The sequence below is a fragment of the Zunongwangia sp. HRR-M8 genome, assembly GCF_027594405.1.
In the GTDB taxonomy this organism is placed as follows: Bacteria; Bacteroidota; Bacteroidia; order Flavobacteriales; family Flavobacteriaceae; genus Zunongwangia.
Window position 1 is genome coordinate 2079498 of the sequence record NZ_CP115161.1, and the last position, 20633, is coordinate 2100130.

The following is a 20633-nucleotide window of genomic DNA, read 5'->3' on the forward strand; positions in this document are numbered from 1 at the left end:
ATTTAGTAAACCAAGAAACAAAAGGTTAAGCCGACAAATTCACGTCCCTACTCCCGCTACTTGTCTATAACCGGAGCCGTCAGACTGTCTCAAAACCTAAGAATTCCGTATCTTTAGGATATGGAATATCAACAAGGACAAGACCGCGAACAGCTCAGCCTTTATTCGACCTGTTTGGATGATATGATCCCCCAGGATAATAGCGTAAGACTCATCGATCAATTCGTAAACTTGCTAGATTTATCCCAAATGGGCTTTCAAAACATAGCTTCTCAGGGAAGACCGCCCTATCATCCAGCAGACCTGCTCAAACTCTTTATCTACGGCTATATGAATAGGATGCGATCTTCCCGAAGATTGGAGAAAGAATGCCAGCGAAATATCGAGGTGATCTGGCTGCTTAAAAACCTGAAACCCGATCACAATACCATTGCCCGCTTTAGAAAAGAAAACCCAAAGGCCATCCGAAAGGTATTCCGCCAAAGTGTGTCCATTGCCCGCAACTTCAACCTGATCGGGGGAACCCTTATCGCTGGGGATTCTACCAAACTAAGGGCACAGAACAGCAAAAAGAACAACTACAACAAAAAGAAAATCCAGCGGCATCTCGACTATATTGATAACAAGCTCAAAGAGCATAACCAGGAACTAGCCATAGCTGATGGCGACCAGAAAAAGACCGAAGAAATTGAAGAGCAAATTAAAGGACGTAAAGAGCAACAGACTAAATACTGGGCAATACAAAAAGAATTGGACAATGATGTTTCTTCTGAAAATCCACAACGATCAACCTCTGATCCTGATAGTAGGCATCAAATTGTAAGGGGAACCGTTACCGAGGTATGCTACACCGCGCAAACTACCGTAGATGCCAAACATAAGTTCCTCATTGATTACAAACTCACCAATCAAAATGATAAAAAAGCAATGGGTACCATGCTTAGAAGAGCTAAAGCTATTTTAAGAACCAATACCTTTACCGCGCTTTATGATAAAGGCTACCATACCGGAAGCGAGTTTTATATTGCCGATAGTCTGGGTATCAATACCCTGGTGGCCATTCCGGCCATTGGACGTAAAAGCCAGGCACCAGATCCTCGTTATAACGCTGAAAACTTTACCTATAATACTGATGAGGATACCTATACCTGCCCCCAGGGAAATACTTTATCCAGCAATGGCTCCTGGTACAAAGCTAGAAACTATACCTTTAAACAATACAAGACCAAAGCCTGCAAACAATGCCCGGTAAGAAGCCACTGTACCACAGCTAAAGCCAACGGTAAAATCATCCAGCGTACTCAATTTACCAAAAGCATCCAGGGCAATGCCAAGCGCATTGAACAAAGCGGAGAGCTTTATAAAAAAAGACAGGCACTGGTCGAGCATCCTTATGGCACCATGAAACGACAATGGGGCTTTGACCATATCATGACCAAAAGAGGCATTAAAGCAGCTTCAGCCGACTTTGGACTCATCGCACTGGCCTATAATTTAAGAAGACTCTTCAACAGTAAAATCGACCTTAACGAACTAATATTCAACCTCTTTTTAAGCTTAAAAAAGCTTATAAAAGCCGCTATAAGAAGAAATAAAGCTTTAACCGAGCCAAAACAGAAGGAAACAGAAAGTAGTGCATTTGTTTTCAATCCTAATTTCAACTATTTTTAAGACCAAATCAGGTAGTTTTGAGACAGACTGCCGTTAGGTAACATTCACTATGAGACACTATAGAGATCTGAAAATAGAATTCAACAATCAAAAAAAATTGATTTCTCTTATTGCTGAATTGAAGAAATTAAAACTAAAAGATTGGAAAGAACAATCAATCTTATCGAAAGAATTCACCAAGAATAAAAACTTAAAAGAAAATGAATTAGCTTCTTTTTCGTCCACATATTTTAAGTATACAAAAGAAAAATCTGATCAAGAGGTATTTGCTGGAACTGTTCATATTGGAATTAAGGATAACTGTCTTGTTGTTTATGATATAATAAGTTTAATTAAAGGTGATAAGTTACCTGTTCATCTTTATAATATCATTTTGCATAAATTTATTGATGATGTAATTAAACCACATCCTGAATTATTCGGCAAAACATTCGGTTCTATTAAACTCAATAGAAATAAACCTGAAATTCCAAAAATTACCCCAACCAATTCAAGTAACAAAAAATCTTTAGTTATTTCCGCAAATCCAGAAAAATTTAAAATATTCAACGAGAGACTTAAACGTCCAATTCATTTTGTCTCTCAAGATGGCTCTGGAGAAGCTCTTATGTTAGAGGGAGAAAATGCTAAAATTGGGAATAAGAAAATTTCATATTTTACGCCGAACAATATCGCAATATTATTATCCGTTTCGAATAAATCTCAAAATGAAGCTAAACGTTTACTTCAAGAAATTAAGACACGTGACAATATTGAAAACTCTCTTGATGACATCAAAGAAAGCTCTAAAATAATTTGTGACTTCATAGAACAAATCCAAACTTCTATTGTATTCACTTATACTACTATTGAAGCTTTTGTAAACCTTAGTATTCCAGAAGAATATGAGTATTTTGAAATAAAAAAAGAAGCTGGAGTTCATTATGAAAAAAGGTTCAAAGGAAGCTCTATCGAGAGACTTTTACCATTGAAAACTAAGATTAAAGAAATATTACCAGACATATACGAAACTGACCCTATTGAAAAAGAAAAGTTTTTTGCCAACTTTGACAGACTTGAGAAACTCAGAAATAAAATAATACATCAGAAATCAATCGAACACACGGAATTATATAAGGAATATTTCAGAGATTCAATTTTCACTGTTTGTAATGTTTCTAACGATTTAATTACTTTCTTTTATGAAAATTGTGAAAGTGATTTCTCAACGAATCCTATTTGGCCAACGATTGACGGGAAAGAAAGTAACTTCCCTAAAGCGTACTTTAATTCAGGAGATTTTGAAGTAACTGATTCCTTATGATTAAACGTTACCTAACACCGTATAAAATTAATTGCTAGTTTCTAGCTTGCTTACGAAAGTCCTCTCAGACTTTCTATCTGTGATTTGTTTGCTAACTTTAGTGCTTAAACACGCAACTAATCTTATACAAACACGTTGTACACAATATAAAAAAACATCCGTCACTAAATGAAAATTCTATTTATTGAATTTAGATTCGAAAATGAATGAATTACGAAATCTTCAATTTTTTCTTTCATTATTAAGTTTTCTTTTTTTGGACGATATGCTACAGTTTTCATTCCAGCACTCTTTGCTGACAATAAACCAGAATAAGAATCTTCAAAAACAACACAGTTTTTAGGATTTATTTTCAGATTTTTAGCAACAGACAAATAAACTGCTGGATTTGGTTTACCCTTTTTTTCAAATTCGGCAGATGTAAAAAAATCGAAATAATCAGATATATTTAATTTTTCAAGAACAACTGGAATTAGCTCATATGGTGCATTTGTTGCGAGGCCTATTTTAAATCCTTTAGTTTTTATAAATTTCAAAAGACCTTTTATTCCCTTAATTTCTTTCCCTTCTTTTTTAATCAGCAATTTCACGCATTCAATAACTTCGTTTTGAACATCTTGAAATGATTTACCTTCCCATTGATAATAACCGTACCAAAATTTAGTAACTTCAATTGTGGTCATAAATTTTGTTTGACTACATAATTCAGGTGTTAGACTAACACCTAATGAGCCAAAAACTTTTTTTTCTGCAATTTCCCAAAAAGGTTCAGAATCAATCAGAACACCATCCATATCAAAAATTACCGCTTTTATTTCTTCTTTCATTTTTTAAACTCTTTCCATTTTTTTATTTGATATGATGAATCCCAGAACTCAAATTCCAATCTTGTAGATGTAATGAAAACTTCTGTCATACGAGCTTGAATTTTTGTCGATGCATTAAAAGCAAAATTATCGCAAATATCAATTGCATCTTTAACAACTAAATCAAAGTCATTACCTGCATATGTATCAATCCATTTTTGATACGGGTTATTTTTGCTTTTCTGATTTTCATAGATATATTCCCCCACTTTTTTATAAATCCAAAAGCAAGGCAATACTGAAGCCATTCCAATCTCAACTGATTCGAATGAAGAAACAGCTTTGATATGACTTGTATAATGATGAATTAAAGGCTCAATAATATTTGACGGAACAATATTAAAGTCTTTGAAATAGAACTCGTGTAATTCTCTTTCAGCTATAATAGCAGTTTCAGCAAAATGAATAAGAGATATTGTCTCTTTGACATCATAACTTTTTGATGCTAGTAAGGATAAAGTTTTTCCGAAATTTTCTAAATATTTCGAATCTTGTTGCATATAAAACTTAAATTTTTCTTTATCTAAATTACCATTCATCAATTCCTGAATAAAAGGCATTTTTAAAATTGAGTTAAAAATAGGCTTAATTGTTTCCCAAGATTTATCTGACCAAGTCATATTTTATACAATTTAATTTAATAAAAATATGGATAGATAGGTCTGATTAATAAAAGAGGAAGTTCTCTCTCATTAATTACTAGACTTTTCCCTACGATAGTGTTAACCATATCAGGTTCAAAGGGACTCTCTCAATTCTTATATAGAATACCCCTAAAGCTTGACAAATATAGTATTTATTAAGTAAATTGAATAGAAATACTGTGTACAACACCGTATACCAGCAATTGCGGCTTTGTGTCCTGCGGACACAACCGCGCAAGCATAAAAGTCGGGGATTTTTTCTATCTTAGTTGTCTAATTCCCGCAACTGACGGGTATACAATACCGTTGTGCTTCATACTGACCCGTCCTGAATAAAGGCTACATAATTTCAAACATTATGTATAAAAATGACAGAGTAATCAGACGGTATTCCGAATCGTTCAAACTAAAAATTTTAGACGAACTTACGGCAGGAAAACTAAACAAGTATCAACTAGGGAAAGCTTACGGCATTGCTCCAACAACCATCAATGAGTGGGTCAGAAAATATAACCGTAAAGACCTTATGAACACCAGAGTGACTGTGAAAACAAAAGATGAGATTACACGTATCAAACAGCTTCAAAAAGAAATTGAACAGCTGAAGAAACTTCTTTTGAAAAAGGATATGGACGCCCTTATAGAAGATTCTTATCTTGAAGTGGCAGCAGAACAGCTGGGCTATAAATCAGTGCTTGAACTTAAAAAAAAACTAAGTATCAAGCCTTGATCAAGGCCAAGCAGAAATCCAGAGGATCTGCATCCCTCTCAGCCATAACAGCCTATTTTGGTCTTAAACGTGACGCCTACTATAAATACAAACGTAGAGAAAACAAACGTTCAGAACTAGAAAATAAGGTTGTTGACATTGTCAAGAAAAGGCGCAGATCCCTTCCCAGAGAAGGGGTTAGAAAACTGACCAGATCACTGAGCAAAGAGTTTACAAATGCCGATTTAAAAATAGGCAGGGATACCTTATTCAACATTCTTAGAAAACATAATATGCTTACACTTAGAAAAAAATACAGTTCCAGAACCACCAACTCATTGCACAGGTTCCGCAAATACAAAAACAATATCAAAGACCTTAAAGTAACAAAACCCAACCAAGTTTGGGTAAGTGATATTACCTATATAAGGACCATAAAGGGCTTTTGTTACCTGGCGCTAATTACAGATATGCACAGTCGTAAAATAGTTGGTTATGACATCAGCAATAGCCTAGAACTTAAAGGCTGTCAGAGAGCTTTGAACAAAGCCTTATATCAAGCTAAAGATACTACCGGGCTAATACACCATTCTGACAGAGGTATTCAGTATTGCAGCAATGTATACACACAAATCCTTAAAAGAAATAACATAGGAATCAGTATGACCGAGGAAAACCATTGCTATGAAAACGCCATGGCAGAACGTCTAAATGGCATATTAAAAGACGAATTCTATCTCGATCAGACCTTGGATAGCCTGCAACATGCAAAAAGGGCTACAAAAAATGCAATTAATTTGTATAATCAAATAAGATTACATTTATCTTTAGACTATAGAACACCAAATATGGTTTATAAATTAACAGCTTAAATCAATTTTAACCTGTAGCCATATTTTAGGACTAGACATTTTTTTGATGCAATAGTTTAGAAATAAGGTCTTTATAAAGATAATTTAACTAACTTTTGGGTCTTAAATAGATCAACCCAATTTAAATGTCTTATTTCGAAAACCTCTATCCAGTAATATCTTATCCAGTAAACAACAAGTTAAAAGGTTCAAAAGGTCTTAGAAATGCTCAGCTTGGAGCTATTCATTCAATTGCGGCACACTTCACAATTTATCAAGAAACTATTGGTTTAATTGTAATGCCAACTGGATCTGGAAAGACAGGAGTAATTAATATGGCTCCGTTCGTTTTAAGATCGAAACGAGTATTAGTATTAAGTTCAAGCGTTCTTGTTCGTGGTCAAATATTTGAAGAATTTGACACTTTAAAAACTTTAAAGAATATTAAAGTCTTTTCTAAAGATGTCAAAACTCCTGAAGTAATGGAACTTAGAGGGAGTTTAAAACAGAAAAATGAATGGGAAAAAATGAGGAATTTTGATGTGGTAGTGACAATACCTATAAATATTTCCAATTCTATAAAAAATAATAATCCCCCTCCTGAAGAATTATTTGATTTGGTAATTGTTGACGAAGCTCATCATTCTACAGCTGAAACTTGGAATAAGACAATCAAATATTTTAAGAATGCGAAGAAAATCTTTTTTACTGCAACTCCTTTTAGAAATGACAAACTTGAAGTGGAAGGAAAAATTATTTACAAATATTCACTTTCACAGGCTTATAAAGATGGAATATTTGGAGATATCGGTTATATCCCTGTCAATAGTAAGGGAAACTCTTCAATAGATTTAGCAATTGCTAAAGAAGCTGAAAAAGTTTTTAATGATGACAATTCTAAACCTAAAATCAATCATAAATTAATGATTAGGACAGAAGGTAAAGATCACGCTAAAGAACTTCTGGGGCTGTATAAGGCAAAAACTAACCTTAATTTAAAAATTGTAAATAGCTCTTATACATATAAGACTATAAAAAAGGCTATCAAGGATTTAAGAGAAGATAAGCTGGATGGCATAATCTGTAACAATATGCTTGGTGAGGGTTTTGATTTTCCCAATTTAAAAATTGCAGCAATACATAAACCACACGGTTCGTTACCGATAACTTTACAATTTATTGGTCGCTTTGCTAGAACAAATTCTAAAAGCATTGGTGATGCGAAATTCATTGCTCCAATAAGTGATATACAAATTACAAAACGTAACCTATATCATGAAGAAAATATTTGGCAAAAAATCATTCATGAAATAAGTGATGAAGCAATTGATCAAATTGACGAAATTAAACAATCTTTAGATACATTTGAAACAGTAGAAGAGCAAGAAGGTGAAACTGATTTTTCAATGTTCAATCTCTATCCCTATTTCCACATAAAAATTTATAGAGCCAATACATTTTTGATTAATGAAGATTTACCAATTAACGGGCATCAAATTCTATATCATAAAATTAGTGAGGATTTACAAGCAGTAATTTTTGTAACAAGGGAAGATATAAAACCAAAATGGGTTAGAACCCACGATTTAGACGATCATAAACATCATATGTTCATAATATTTTATGATCAAACTCAAAACTTACTATTTATTACTTCATCTTCAATTAGATCAGAAGGTACTTATAAGTTGATAGGAGAAGTATTTACAGGAGATGATTTTGAAAAATTATCCAAATCTGAAATTAATAAAATATTATTAGATATGTCAGGTTTAGAAATTTTCAGTTTAGGAATGGGAAACCGTAGTCCTCAAGATGGAGAATCGTACCGACAGTTCTCAGGTAAAAATACTGGAAGTAAAGTAAAACCAAGTGATGCCAAATTACACTTTGCCGGGCACATTTTTACTAAAGCTATAGAAAACAATAAAGAAAAAACTATTGGATATAGCAGTAATTCAAAAGTGTGGTCACACCAATATGAACAAATCCCAACTTTAATTAATTGGTGTAAAAGTTTAGGAACTAAAATTAATAGCGAAAGAGAAGTTCGAACTAACTCTGGCTATGATTATCTGGCAAATGGTAAAATTATTTCTAAATTCCCAGAGGAAATAATATATGCCTCATGGCACAAAGACACCTATGCTGATCCATTTGAACTTAAGATTTTAGAAAACGAAGAATTAATTCATGAGATTAGTTTTTTTGAATGTTATATTGAACCTAAAAACTTGTCAAAGGACAAAAGTAATGCGAAGATTAATTTCTGCTCAGAAAAATTTTCTTTTGAAATCTCTTACAATTTCAAGGAACATTTTGAACTAATTATACCAGATAACATACAAGTTTATACTGGTGATGGTGAATCTTTTGAAGATTACTTAAATAACAATTCGATACAGTTTATCTTAGGTGATTTTTCTAATATAATTGATCATGAACTATATAGAATACCTGATGCAAATGTTTTCAATATTGATATGAAAATTTTTCGGTCTCTAAATTGGGAGAAAGAAAATATCGACATTTACACAGAGTTCTTCAGTAATGAAAAAGATATGAAGGCATCTAAATCTTTATCTATTCACGACGGTATAAAATCACAGCTGCAGAAAGATAATTCCTTAGATTTTATCTTATATGACCATGGCGCTTTTGAGTTGGCCGATTATATAGCTGTAAAAAATGATAATGGTAAAATAAATTTTATCCTTTATCACATTAAAAAAGCAGGTGGAAAACCTTCTCTTCGTGTTGGAGATGTTGATGAAGTTTTATCCCAATGTATTCGATGCACTAATTGGCTATCAAATAAGAAAATACTGATAGAAAAATTAAAAAAACGCTTAAATGGCAAAGAAGATAAATTTGTTAAAGGGAAATATAAAGAACTTATGGAATTATTAAATAATGATTACATGTTCAACTATACAATCGTTCTGGTTCAACCAGGAATCTCAGGGAAATTATTAGAGAACCCAAATAAAGAAGGTAGAAAAGTTAGTAATGTACTGGCTCACTTAGATAGTTCTGTTCAACAAGCAGGAGCAGAATTAGCTGTAATTGGATCTATTTAAAATTCACGTAACAAAACAGCGTACAACAAAGAACTAAGTTGAACCTCCTCCCAAATAATCGAAAGTTTAAAATTCTAATCTTTACTTATTTTCTTAAATAATACTTTTTCTATATCTTTATCCAAATGAAGTACCAAAAAACTTCAATATGTTCTAATTATAATGTGAGTTAATCGTGAGTTCCGAAATTGGAAACCATGGGAAACCTATTAAATACTGCGGGTTTTAGAATGTTATAAGCGTTCTGCCACCCCGACGAACTAAGTATCAAAATTTAGAAAAAACACTGAAAATCAAGTATTTTCGGTGTTTTTTTTGTTTTACGGCATACCATCTAAAACCAAAGGTTATGGTTCTATTCAGTGAATGATTCGGTAAATGCTTTTTCTTCATTTATTTCTTACCTTAAATCAGGACTTTTTCACAAACCTCTAAATGATATATTAAACCGATCATTAAATGGGACTAAGGAATGTATCTTTAAAATCTCAAGTAAAATACATGTTTAATTCTTGGAGTATCATTTAATTTCAAATGCGGTTTTGATGGTCTACCACTTTTAATTGATAAAATTGATCTATTTTTCTAGTAAAAATATCAAGTTCATCAATAACTATGTTAAACATATCAGCATATTCTCTCAGATCATCCTCGGTTAATTTAGAATTATTTCTTAAATGCTCATTCAAACCAAGTAAAGTTGTTAGCGGTTTTCTAATCACGTGAGAAATATCATAAGTTATCTGTTCTAGAATAGTTTCATACTCCATAATCCCTGAAATATTTGTCAACGTACCAAACCAAGCCATCTTTCTCCCTTCAATTTTTTTTGGTGTGGCACGCAGCTTATACCATTTTATTTTTTCCGAATTCGAAACCACACGAAAATTAAATTTATAAGAACTTAAATTAGATGCAGATTTTCTCATACTTTTTCTAAATTCCACAACATCTTCCGGATGAATATAATTTAAAAAGATCTTAGGTTCTTTTTTCATTTGTTCTAAACTAAGATCGGTATGTACCTCTCTAATTCCCTTACTAATAAAATCAAAGTTGATTTCAAAATTCTTATTAATTGTAAATTGAAATATGACACCAGGCGTATTATCCAGTATTTCCTTTAATCTAATAGCGCTAAATTCAATAGATCTTCTTTGATTAATTAGAGCTTTCCTTATATTTAAATAGTCAGTTGTCTTCTTCGCCAAAATCTCCAATGCTTTCTTCTGGTTATTATTTAATTTATTTGGCTTTTGATCTATAACGCATAAAGCCCCTAGAACATGTCCTGAAGAACTTTTGATAGGAGCTCCTGCATAAAAACCGATATGCGGAAAATTTTCTACTAATGGACTGTTTTTAAAGCGTGAATCTTCAACTGCATTTTCAACTTCAAATAGCGGAGATATTCCATCTAGCAAATAATGGCAAAAGCCATCCTCTTTCGGAGTTTCCTTAAGATCGATGCCGTAAACAGATTTAAACCACTGGCGATCTTTATCTATAAGGCTAATAAGAGAAATGGGAGTGTTACAAATTACAGAAGCCAAATGGGTAATCTCATCAAATTGTTTTTCGGGATCTGTCCCCAAAATTTCATAACTATCCAAATCTTCAAGGCGAGCAAATTCATCCATAGCAAAAATATTATAAGCTTATTTCTACAAACTCTATGAAATTTCCAAAATATAAAAAAATCGTGAACTTTTTAGAAAAGGATCATTTTCAGTTCGTATGAATTTATAAAATCGAACTATTTACTGAACTTTCGTGTATAATTTAAATTGAAGTGTAATTGCGTAATTTATAGAAAAGGTAATCTTTACTTTTGCTATTCATTATTTATTAGTTGAAGAATAAACTAACTTCAAAAGAATTCCGAAGTCATCATTAATTTTTCAACTCCATCCCCACTCCAATTTTCTGTAACAAATATTGGTTATGATCAATCACCAATAAATCATTTTTTTGGCTGAGTTTGGAAAGCATTGCAAATAGCAAATCAATATCGGCATAATGTAAACCAATGCTGGGTTCATCTAAAATCAGCAATTCATTTTCGGTTTTATTTTGAAACCAATTGAACAATAATAATCGCTGTTTTTCTCCTGATGATAAGGATTTAACAGGTTGCTCTAATCGTAAATGGGCTAAGCCAATTGCTATTAATTCTTCTAATACATACAGTGTTTTTTCTGAAGCATTTGCAGTATTTAACCAGTTTTTTGCTTCAGCAATAGTCATTGCTAAAACCTCAGCTATAGTTTTCGAATATAAGGTATGTTTTAAGATATGATCTTGGTAACGCTTTCCGTCGCAAACATCGCAGGTTTCAATGTAATTAGCAGCCACATCTAAACTGGTTTCTACATATCCTGTTCCTTTACAATTAGGGCACTGACTCGTTTTTGTTTTATACGAAAAATCTTTCGGCTTCAACCCGCTTTCTTTAGCAAAAAGCGTACTGATTATTTTTAAAATATCTAGGTATGAAACGAGTAATGTAGCATTATGAGCTTGTAGTTTTTTAGGCTCAAAATATTGTGCACTTTTGTACGATTTTGGATAATTAATTGTTTTACAATTTACCGGTTTACTTTGCACAATACTCGGAATTAAAATATCTTTTACTAATGTGGTTTTTCCAATTCCGGATTTTCCGGTTATAGCAGTAATTCCACCAACCGGAATAGTTAATGAATCTTTTTCCAGCGTATGCTTTTTTAATTGCTGAATTGAAATTCTTGATTTAGAAGAACGAAGTTGTAGACTCTTTTTTGATGCTTTTAAATTCGGATGACATTCAGCAGTTTCTAAAAAGGCTTTTGGGCTACCTTCAAAAGTTATATCGCCTCCATGTATCCCCGCACCCGGGCCAATTTTCACTAAATGATCGGCGGCTAAAACCAAATCTTTATGATGTTCGATTACAATAACCGTATTTCCTTTAGCGACTAAACCATTAAGCAGATTAATTAAATCCGGAATGTTTTGTTCTGATAATCCGGCAGAAGGTTCATCTAATAAATACGTAATTCCTTTTAGCGGACTATTAAGTTGTTTGATTAGCACAATTCGTTGTTGCTCTCCGCCACTAAGCGTTTTCGATTTTCGATTAAGCTGTAAATGATCGATATGCAGCTGCCTAGCTCGCTCTAAGGTATGGATAAGATATTCTTGAAGTTTCTCGATCAATTGCCTATCAATTTCATCATTCGGTTGAGCAGTTTTAATCCATTTTTCAAATTCATTAAAATCCATCTTCTTTATTTCAAAGATGGATTTTTGATCTAACTGAATTTCTAAACGCTCAGGTTTTAAACCACTACCGTCACAATGGCTACAAGTGGCGGTCGACAATAAAGCGCGTAAATGATGAATGTTTTTATTTTTTCGAGTCAGAAAATATTCATCCATTAAATACGTAAACAGCCCTTTCCAAAGCATTTTTACCTGCTGTGTACCTTCGCGAGATTTTGTTTTAAAATGCCACTGGGCTTCCCATTCTTTATCAGGTATTCCTTCAAAAATGATGGCTTTTTGCTTTTTATTTAAATCTTTAAAAGGAGTTTGTAAATTGAATCCGTATTCTTTTCCAATTTCTCCAACAATTGCCATATACTGCCCTCCTGCTTGCCCGTAATAGTACAAGGCTTTATTATGCTCAAATACTCCTTCGGCAATATTTAAATTGTCATCTGTCACAATTTTAGATAGATCCGGAAGAAGTTCTTCCCCAATTCCGTCGCAAACAGGGCATTTTCCTAATTCATGATGATTAGAAAAATGACTCGCCGACCATTCTTTATCTTGATATTGTGCCTTACGAGAAAATGCGAAACGTAAACTTTTATCAATATCGGTTTGCTTGGCAATGTCTGATCGGTCTGAAAAATTCTTTTCTTTACGCGTAATACAAATACTTGGCGTTAATCCGTTAATATGAGAAACTTCAAATTGATAATTAACCCCTACTCGATTTTGCTGATAGCTCGAAAATTGCTTACTCATTTCTTGCATTCCGTAACCATGCAGGGTATCAATCACTAAAGAAGATTTTCCAGAACCCGAAATCCCGGTTACAACGCTTAATTTTTCTTTTGGTAGATTAATACTAATATCTTTTAACGCGTGGGTTCTGGCACCTTGGATAGCAATAGTAGTTGTTTCTTCTTGTTCTGGAATCACTGCTTCTTTCTCTTGAATTTCTTCGGAATTAGCAACCCAAACATCACTAGTTAACTGAAATAATTCATGATTCTCGAAACATACAATTCCGGCTGTTTGTTTTTTTAATTGATGTAAAGCATCTAACAATTGCTGTACATTTAACTGATGCAAACCAATGCTGGGCTCTTCTAGCAGCAACATGGTATTTTTAGCGGTTTTCGAAAAATGCTTGGTTAATTTAATTCGTTGAGCTTCACCACCCGATAGGGTATTAGAGGGTTGCCCTAATTTAATATAACCTAATCCTAAACTTATCATTAACGATAATACCTCAGCTAATTTTTTTTCTTCTTTAAAAAAACTGTAGGCTTCTGAAATACTCAAATTATAAATTTCAGCAATGTTTTTTTGATGCCATGTTACTTTCAGAACTTCGGGTTTAAACCGTTTACCATTACAAGTTGGGCAAGTTTGATTGATAGTTCCCATTACACTCATCGATAAAGTAATAACACCCGCGCCTTCGCAACGCTCACATCGCCCTGCTTTATTGTTGAATGAAAAAGAACTTTTAGTGAGTTGTAACGATTTTGCTTCTGTAGTTTTCGCTAATATATCGCGTATTTTATCTGCAATTCCGGTATATGTAGCCGGGTTACTTCGTGGTGTTTTCCCGATAGGCTGATCAGATACCATTTGTAGCTTTACAGCTTCATTATCGCAATACGTTTGTAGATGCTGTATAATTGTTTTCGTTTTTCTGCTAATTACAGATAATCCGTTTTTTTTAGGTTGAAAATGAGCTTCATCAACAACTTCCCGGCTAGATTTTGCTTCAGTTGATTGGTTTTTCAAAACTTCTAAAGTAGGGCTTGCTGTAGGGGTAGATTGAAAAAATTGTTCAGTAGAACCATTGAAGATAATTTCTCCTCCTTCAATTCCGGCTTTTGGCCCTAATTCCACAATCCAGTCCGATTTTTTTATCAAATTCAGATCATGTTCCACCACCATCACCGTATTCCCACGGCTAATTAATCGGCGTAAAATATGATACAAATGCTTTTGATAGACTGGTGACAAACCAATAGAAGGTTCATCAAAAACATACAAAATCCCTTGTAAACTACTGTTTACCTGTTTTATCAGTTTAATCCGCTGGCCATCGCCAGAAGAAATTTCCGTACTCGGTGTGCTTAACTGGTAATGATCCATTCCTAACCGAATTAAATCATGCAGTTGCGTACCTAATTTTTCGACTAATACTTTTTCTCCTCCTTTTAATTTTAGATTTTTCAACCTATCATACAGTTCCTGAAGCGGCAAATCCATCCATTCTTGAAAATGTAACCCTTTCCATTTAAATTTTAGATGTGCTGCTTTTATCCTAGCGCCATGGCAACTTGGGCAAACTTTCGAACTTACAAAACGTAAAATACTTTTGTTCCGATCTAACCGAAGTATGTTATTCATGATAGGAAGCATTCCTTTGTAATAGCCTACTTCACGAGGTTTCGCTTTAAAACCTTCCCAACGCAGGCGAGATTCTAAACTATGCTTCCCATAATAAACCTGAATACGATCGCTCCCATTTAAAATAACATCTTGCTGCTCGGCACTTAAATCTTTCCACGGAATATCAACGCTAAACCCATGTGCATTGCATACTTTGTTCAGTTCTTCAACGGTAATTTGCGAATACACAATATAACCACCCGGCAATGTAGTTACAATAGCGCCCTCCCGCAGTGTCTTCTTCTCATCTCCAATTAATTTATTTAAATCGATATACTCCGCTTCACCTATACCTCGACAATATTCACAGGCACCTTTTGGATGATTAAAAGAAAACAGCGATTTGCTCATTTTTTCTGCTGCGGAATAACGAGCAAACAAAATCCTGAAAATTGGGGTTAATTCTGAAAGTGTCCCGAAAGTAGCGTTAATCGACTGAAATCTTTTTGATTGTTCCACTTTAATAACCGGTGGAAGTTCCGATATACGATCTACTTCAGCGGTGGGAATTGCCGCTGCGTTTTGTTGATTATACGCCGGTAAACTTTCTAAAAAATACCGGTAGCCTTCGTTCCCGATAACATCCATTGCTAATGAAGATTTTCCGGAACCCGATAAACCTGTTACCACGATTAATCGGTTTTCAGGTATTTCTAAAGATATATTTTTTAAATTATTTTGGTAGGCGTTTTGTATGCGCATATAGGGGTATTTATTCGATAATCGAGTTTAATTGGTTTGAGGCTTACCTCGAAATTTGAAATTATTCTTTGATAAATGCCTCATGGAATTTCCTTGAGGTAATTGACTTCGATAAACTCAAATATATAAAGATTTTAAAGGCTTATATAAATCTCCTGTATCTTTAGTTTATTCTCGTAAAACAAGTAATTAGTAAAGTTATTAATCGAAATCCAATGTTTTGAGGTTCGCCTTTACATCAGAAGAATTTCTAATAAATGACTTCAAGGGCTTGCTCTCAGATTGTACTGCTAAAAATCAATTAAAATGATCTTTTAGTGCTTGTTTAGCAGCATTTACGCCCCCCATTCCATGAACACCTCCTCCGGGTGGTGTTGAGGAAGAGCAAATATAAACGGAATCATTCGAGGTTTTATACGGAGAAATTTTTACTACAGGTCTTGTAAAAAGTTGTGTAATATCTTGCCGGCCTCCATTAATATCGCCCCCAACCAAATTAGGGTTAAACAATTCGAGTTGTTTTGTATTCATAACCGAACGTTTCAAAATTGTTTTTTTAAAACCCGGAGCGGCTTTTTCAATTTGTTGCTCTATTATCTCGGTACAATCTTTTTTACTTCCATTGGGAACATGGCAATACGCCCAGGCAATATGTTTATCTTCCGGTGCTCTGGTTTTGTCGAAAACTGTAGGCTGTACCAAAAGAACATAGGGATGTTCAGCAATTTTCCCTTCAGAAATCACCTGTTCTGAAATTTCTATTTCTTCAGGACTAAAACCAATATGTATCGTTCCTGCTTTTCTGCATTTTTCATTCAAAAAAGGAATAGGTTCATTTAAAGCCCAATCGATTTTAAACACACCAGAACCATAATTATAATTAGATAATCGTTTACGATAAGTTTTACTAAAATTCAAACCTTCAATATCTAAAAGCTGTTTAGGCGTAAGATCGAATAACTGAATTTTTGAAGATGGAAGCTGTTTAGAACTGGTGATAGTTTTATTTAAAATCAGCTCTCCTCCCAAATCTTTATAATATGCTAGCAAAGCATTAATTAAAGATGAAACTCCTTTCTCTGGAAAAGGCCATCCATTTTGGTGCGCCATAATTGTTAATACCAATCCGAAAGATGCTGATACTAAATTAGTAAGCGGTAATGTGGAATGTGCTGCTGCACCGTAAAACAGTGATTTACTCTTTAAATTTTTAAAATAATGATTCGCTAATGTTTTTGCCGGAAGCAATGCATACCTGCCAAAATTCATAAATTTTAAAGGATGCGATGGAATACCTAACGGGCCTAAAATATCATTTGCTATTTTTGGCCAATCTGTTACTAAAGTGCCCATCAATTTAGTATATGCCAATTCATCTTCTTCAAGACCTTTTGCCGTTTTTTCAACCTCTTTATAACAAGCTACGGCATCACCGTTTCCAAGCGTTTGTACAAAAGGAATATCCGGAAATATCCATTTTAACCCGTATTTTTCTAATGGTAATTGTTCAAAAAAAGGCGAGCTATATGCCATTGGTAATACCGCAGCGCCTATATCGTGCTGAAAACCGGGTAAGGTTAATTCTCCAGTTTTAGTAGCTCCGCCAGGTTGCGGTTTGGCTTCTATTAATTGTGTTTTTAATCCCTTTTGCTGAAGATATATAGCAGCAGCTATGCCATTAGGGCCGCTTCCTATAATTACAGCATCATAATCCTGCATAATGTTTCTTTTTCTGCTTTACTGGATAATCCAGATTTAAATTCCCCAGGTTTACCTCAAAATAAGATATTATTTTCTGATAAATCTCTCATGAAAATTTTCTGAAGTTCTTATTTAATTTTGCTTAAATCTATACCCTGTAGATAATCATCAAAATGCAAAAATCCTCTTTTTTCGGCAATCATATCATGAGTCATGATATAAGTAAAATACGATAATTTGTGCCCAAATTGATCTTTACTAATTAAATCTGAAAATCCACTACCTACTTTGGCAAGTGCTGTAGGCATTTTTATTATTTTACCTCCAATGTGTTTCTTTATCATTTCTGCCATTTCCTCTCGCGTATGAATAGATGGACCACCTATTTCTATAAGCTTAGGAAGATCTAAAAAAGTTGTCATTATATATTTTGCTAAATCCCCATGATAAATACTATTAGTTTTAGCCTGCCCATCACCTATTAGCGGAATAATTTTTCGTTTCGCCATAATAATTAAATCATTTAAACCTGAAAAAAAACCTACCGGACGTATAATAGAATAGGCTAAACCCGATTTTTCTAATTCTTCTTCAACCTTTTTGTGCGTTCTGGGAATGGTAAACTCTGAAGCACTATCAGCTCCCTTCATCGATACATAAAAAAACCTTTTTACATTGTGGTTTTTGGCATCATTTATAATGTTTTTATTCGCTTTATAATCGTTATCGTAAAATGAATTTGGAGTTGGATTGAACAAGCTTATAGACTTACCTAAGGCTGAAACTACGTAATCAATACCACTTGTAATGTCATGAAGCTTATTTGTTTCTGAACTGGCATCTAAACGCCAAATATCATCTGTATATTCTTTTAATTTTTCAAACCCCTGCTCAGAGCGTGTAAGTGCTCTTACTACAAATCCTCTCTTTATAGATTCTTTTACTAATTGCATTCCTAGTTCTCCGGAAGCTCCCACTATTAAAATTGTTGTTGCCATATTATAGTGATTCTTAAGAAAGTGCGCTTAAAAATCGACACAAGATATACAAAGCAACGATGCAGTCTATAGTATTCTTCCCAAATCATTTATAAAAGTATCGAAATCTATTCTTAAAAACTTGAATTAAATTTTCTCTAGAATTAGTTCAAAAATTTTAGTCCAAAAAATTTTTGAAAGCTAATTTTAGCAGTATATATTTGCCTAAATAGATTTAATCTAAATAAACATGATAAGCTTAGCCATTGTTTTTTGTTTGTTGGGATGCTGGTGTCACTACAATTTGTCTCAAAAAACCAAGATCAAAAAAGTTGCATTTGAAAAAAGCATGGCAGATCGCGTTTGGTTATCAAAAATCACTAGCCTTATATCTTTTTTAATATCTTATTTTCTCATTTATAAGGTATTCGGCCTGGTAACCGGATTATTAATTTTTATTTGCATTTTTACGTTAATCCTTAGCTTATTAATCTTAGGTAGGCCATTAAGAACTCCAAATCTTGCTATACTTAGCTTATTATTTATTTTCTGCTTATTTTCTGAAATTTTATTCTAATTATGCCAGCAAATAAAAAATATCTTACTAAATCTTTTCATCAGAAATTTGCAAAGTTGACGGCAGGATTTTTTGGTGGCTATGCAATTTCAGCATTGCTTCATGTCTTGTTAGCCTTTTGGCTTCCCGATCATAAATTAGTTCTAATTACATCAATTTTCACCATATTTTTATTTTGGATGGTTCTATTTATCATACCATATTTATTTGAAAATGGATGGAAAATATGGGGAATATATCTTCTAATTACACTTATTTTATATGTTGGCGTTTATTTTGGTAAACTATACTACCCGATAATCTAATATGGCAAAAAGAAATTACAACGTATTTTTTCATTTACATACTATAAGTGGTATCATAATTAGTGCTGCTTTATTTATCATTTTTTTCTGCGGAGCTTTTGCACTGATTAAAGATGAAATTACCGCATGGGAAAAAGGTGAAAATGTTGACATGGAAATCGCATCAAATATAGATTATGATCGCGCCATGCAAACTTTAGAGAACGAAGGCCTACACTTAACCGGGAGAGATATAAGAATGATTCCTCCAGACGTTAAGCAGAAAATGTTTGTAGGGATTACCGGCTCTAAAGCAAAGAACGCTAGTGACGAAGACAAGATTGCTACTTATTACAACCTACACACTAGGAAATATAGATTATCCACTTATTACGAATTTTATAGTATTGGTGAGCTTATATATCGATTACATTTTTTCCATCAAGTTCCAATCTATGGTATTTATATTGCTGGCTTAATCGCTTTCTTTTTCTTGTTAGCGATTATAAGCGGAATTATAGTTCATTGGAAAAAAATAGTCTCTAATTTTTATATTTTTAGACCTACCACAAAACTGAAAACTATTTGGACAGATGCTCATACGGCCTTAGGCGTTATAGGATTACCGTTTCAGTTCATGTTCGCCATTACAAGTTGTTTTCTTTGCTTATCGGCATTGGTACTTTTACCTATTAATTATGTTTATAATGGCGATCAAGATGCGGCTTTAGCTGAGCTTCGTCCCATGCAAAAGACGTATGAGTGGAAAGCAGAGGATACTAAAGAAATACCAAGCCTTAATGATTTTGTTGAAAAAACCAACGAAAAATGGCCAGATTTTGAACCTTCCCAGGTTTATATCAAAAACTATGGTGGTACTAATATGAAGTTTCAAATTGACGGACTTTTAAATTCTAAAAAAGCTTTTCTAGGTCACGGAAGGATAGTGTACGATGTAATGACAAATACAATTACTGAAGAAAAAAATCCAGAAGATCCTGGGTATGCTGAAGTTGTAGAAGTAGCAATTAGAAAACTTCATTTTGGAGATTTTGGCGGCCTATCCCTTAAAATAATCTATTTTGTTTTAGCAATTATTACCTGCTTTGTGATTTTAAGCGGTGTTTTAATTTGGTTGGAAGCGAGAGATAAAAAACATATATCAGAAAAGAAGCGAAAGTTTAATAGAGGATTGGGCTATTTCTACATTTCAATTTGTATGAGTCTATACCCTATTACCGCTTTCAGCATGCTTGTGGCTAAATATTTACCAAGAAGTTTAGATACTAATCGACAATCTATCCTTTATGCCGTATTTTTTATTGGTTGGTTAATTTTTACGCTATTCTTCAGTTTAAGAAAGAATAATTACTTAACAACAAAACATACGTTATTACTTGGAAGCATCTTCGGAATTTTCGTTCCTATAATAAACGGAATAACTTCTGGAAACTGGTTGTGGATGATGTATCAAGAAAATCAAACCGCGATACTATTTGTAGATATATTCTGGATTGCAATTTCTTTGATAAGTTTTGGTATTCTTATTAGAATGAAAAAGCCAGTATAATCTTAGAAAAAGA

13 protein-coding genes and 1 riboswitch are annotated in these 20633 nt (G+C 33.4%); of the genes, 7 read left to right on the forward strand and 6 right to left on the reverse strand.

Annotation, left to right across the window (positions count from 1 at the left end):
* Window positions 1–120 precede the first annotated feature (120 nt).
* Together PBT89_RS09020 and PBT89_RS09025 are read left to right on the forward strand one after the other, a co-directional pair.
* Window positions 121–1671, forward strand: coding sequence for an IS1182 family transposase (locus tag PBT89_RS09020; protein WP_270061606.1), 1551 nt, complete (start codon window positions 121–123; stop codon window positions 1669–1671).
* Window positions 1672–1720: 49 nt separating this feature from the next.
* Window positions 1721–2974, forward strand: a complete 1254-nt coding sequence (locus PBT89_RS09025; RefSeq protein WP_270061607.1) for a hypothetical protein — start codon at window positions 1721–1723, stop codon at window positions 2972–2974.
* Window positions 2975–3138: 164 nt separating this feature from the next.
* Here the strand turns inward: PBT89_RS09025 and hxpB are convergent, their stop codons facing one another.
* Window positions 3139–3801: a hexitol phosphatase HxpB gene (gene hxpB / locus PBT89_RS09030; protein WP_270061608.1), complete on the reverse strand. Its 663-nt coding sequence runs from the start codon at window positions 3799–3801 to the stop codon at window positions 3139–3141.
* Window positions 3798–4460 (reverse strand): thiaminase II, encoded by a 663-nt coding sequence (tenA, locus tag PBT89_RS09035; RefSeq protein ID WP_270061609.1) that lies wholly within the window; start codon window positions 4458–4460, stop codon window positions 3798–3800. Before tenA ends, hxpB begins: the two co-directional genes overlap by 4 nt.
* Window positions 4461–4531: 71 nt before the next feature.
* Window positions 4532–4625, reverse strand: a riboswitch (TPP riboswitch).
* Between the two features lie 217 nt (window positions 4626–4842).
* On the opposite strand from tenA, the gene PBT89_RS09040 reads away from it, so the two are divergent.
* The 3 genes from PBT89_RS09040 to PBT89_RS09050 all read left to right on the forward strand — a co-directional run bounded on the left by PBT89_RS09040 (window position 4843) and on the right by PBT89_RS09050 (window position 9124).
* On the forward strand, window positions 4843–5214 hold the full coding sequence (locus tag PBT89_RS09040) for a transposase (RefSeq protein ID WP_270061610.1): 372 nt from the start codon (window positions 4843–4845) through the stop codon (window positions 5212–5214).
* Window positions 5211–6065, forward strand: a complete 855-nt coding sequence (locus tag PBT89_RS09045) for an IS3 family transposase (protein WP_270061611.1) — start codon at window positions 5211–5213, stop codon at window positions 6063–6065. The genes PBT89_RS09040 and PBT89_RS09045 overlap by 4 nt, the downstream gene beginning before the upstream one ends.
* Before the next feature lie 125 nt (window positions 6066–6190).
* Window positions 6191–9124 carry a DEAD/DEAH box helicase gene (locus PBT89_RS09050; protein WP_270061612.1) on the forward strand — a complete coding sequence of 978 codons (2934 nt, stop codon included), beginning with the start codon at window positions 6191–6193 and terminating at the stop codon, window positions 9122–9124.
* A 530-nt stretch (window positions 9125–9654) separates the two neighbouring features.
* On the opposite strand, the gene PBT89_RS09055 is transcribed toward PBT89_RS09050, so the two are convergent.
* The 4 genes from PBT89_RS09055 to PBT89_RS09070 all read right to left on the reverse strand — a co-directional run bounded on the left by PBT89_RS09055 (window position 9655) and on the right by PBT89_RS09070 (window position 18210).
* On the reverse strand, window positions 9655–10764 hold the full coding sequence (locus tag PBT89_RS09055) for a GAF domain-containing protein (protein WP_270061613.1): 1110 nt from the start codon (window positions 10762–10764) through the stop codon (window positions 9655–9657).
* A 253-nt stretch (window positions 10765–11017) separates the two neighbouring features.
* A complete protein-coding gene (locus tag PBT89_RS09060) occupies window positions 11018–15511 on the reverse strand; it encodes an ATP-binding cassette domain-containing protein (protein ID WP_270061614.1) in 4494 nt (1497 codons plus the stop codon).
* A gap of 297 nt (window positions 15512–15808) precedes the next feature.
* A complete protein-coding gene (locus PBT89_RS09065; protein ID WP_270061615.1) occupies window positions 15809–17230 on the reverse strand; it encodes a phytoene desaturase family protein in 1422 nt (473 codons plus the stop codon).
* Window positions 17231–17340: 110 nt separating this feature from the next.
* A complete protein-coding gene (locus tag PBT89_RS09070) occupies window positions 17341–18210 on the reverse strand; it encodes an SDR family oxidoreductase (RefSeq protein ID WP_270061616.1) in 870 nt (289 codons plus the stop codon).
* A gap of 558 nt (window positions 18211–18768) precedes the next feature.
* Here PBT89_RS09070 and PBT89_RS09075 point away from each other — a divergent pair.
* Together PBT89_RS09075 and PBT89_RS09080 are read left to right on the forward strand one after the other, a co-directional pair.
* Complete coding sequence (locus PBT89_RS09075; RefSeq protein WP_270061617.1) at window positions 18769–19071, forward strand: hypothetical protein; 303 nt, start codon at window positions 18769–18771, stop codon at window positions 19069–19071.
* Between the two features lies 1 nt (window position 19072).
* Window positions 19073–20620: a PepSY-associated TM helix domain-containing protein gene (locus tag PBT89_RS09080; RefSeq protein WP_270061618.1), complete on the forward strand. Its 1548-nt coding sequence runs from the start codon at window positions 19073–19075 to the stop codon at window positions 20618–20620.
* The last annotated feature ends 13 nt before the right edge of the window (window positions 20621–20633 follow it).

Excerpts from the sequence above, each read along its gene's own strand:
- PBT89_RS09025 (WP_270061607.1), top strand. The coding sequence starts at position 1,721 with ATGAGACACTATAGAGATCTGAAAATAGAATTCAACAATCAAAAAAAA.
- PBT89_RS09050 (WP_270061612.1), top strand. The coding sequence starts at position 6,191 with ATGTCTTATTTCGAAAACCTCTATCCAGTAATATCTTATCCAGTAAAC.
- tenA (WP_270061609.1), bottom strand. The coding sequence starts at position 4,460 with ATGACTTGGTCAGATAAATCTTGGGAAACAATTAAGCCTATTTTTAAC.
- PBT89_RS09075 (WP_270061617.1), top strand. The coding sequence starts at position 18,769 with ATGCCAGCAAATAAAAAATATCTTACTAAATCTTTTCATCAGAAATTT.
- PBT89_RS09065 (WP_270061615.1), bottom strand. The coding sequence starts at position 17,230 with ATGCAGGATTATGATGCTGTAATTATAGGAAGCGGCCCTAATGGCATA.
- hxpB (WP_270061608.1), bottom strand. The coding sequence starts at position 3,801 with ATGAAAGAAGAAATAAAAGCGGTAATTTTTGATATGGATGGTGTTCTG.
- PBT89_RS09020 (WP_270061606.1), top strand. The coding sequence starts at position 121 with ATGGAATATCAACAAGGACAAGACCGCGAACAGCTCAGCCTTTATTCG.
- PBT89_RS09060 (WP_270061614.1), bottom strand. The coding sequence starts at position 15,511 with ATGCGCATACAAAACGCCTACCAAAATAATTTAAAAAATATATCTTTA.
- PBT89_RS09040 (WP_270061610.1), top strand. The coding sequence starts at position 4,843 with ATGTATAAAAATGACAGAGTAATCAGACGGTATTCCGAATCGTTCAAA.
- PBT89_RS09055 (WP_270061613.1), bottom strand. The coding sequence starts at position 10,764 with ATGGATGAATTTGCTCGCCTTGAAGATTTGGATAGTTATGAAATTTTG.
- PBT89_RS09080 (WP_270061618.1), top strand. The coding sequence starts at position 19,073 with ATGGCAAAAAGAAATTACAACGTATTTTTTCATTTACATACTATAAGT.
- PBT89_RS09070 (WP_270061616.1), bottom strand. The coding sequence starts at position 18,210 with ATGGCAACAACAATTTTAATAGTGGGAGCTTCCGGAGAACTAGGAATG.